The following is a 391-nucleotide window of genomic DNA, read 5'->3' as shown; positions in this document are numbered from 1 at the left end:
GAGTTCTGGCCGATCGAGGACCGGCTGCGGACCCGCATCGAGGTGCGGCAGGGTTTCCACGGCCATCACGGCATCGTCGCCGATATCTTCGTTGACTGGGTTCAACCGATTGGCCGCTTCAAGCTCTCGGGCGGTCCGCGCTTTTCGTTCGGCAACCAGGCCTATATGCGCAGGAATTTTGGTGTGACACCGGAGGAATCGGCCGCGAACGGCCTCCTCGCTGCCTACAGCCCGTCGGGAGGCGTCAAATCGGCAGGCCTCGCAGCGGCACTCGAATATGCATGGTCGGACGTCTGGAAACGACGGCTTACGCCCGTTATGATCGTCTTCTGCAGGATGCCGCGCGCTCGCCGATCGTCCGCACCATTGGCGCGCGCGACCAGTTCTCGTT

General features: G+C 63.2%; 1 protein-coding gene. It reads left to right on the top strand.

All coding sequences use genetic code 11. The features are described from left to right. Positions 1-391 (top strand): MipA/OmpV family protein (locus AB4Y92_RS26330; protein WP_441822303.1); only part of this gene is annotated, 391 nt, incomplete at both ends.

This window comes from Lysobacter sp. TAB13 (assembly GCF_052113885.1).
Classification (GTDB): Bacteria; Pseudomonadota; Gammaproteobacteria; order Xanthomonadales; family Xanthomonadaceae; genus Lysobacter; species Lysobacter gummosus.
Note: the sequence above shows the minus strand (reverse complement) of the source record. Positions and strands in the feature narration are given on the sequence as shown.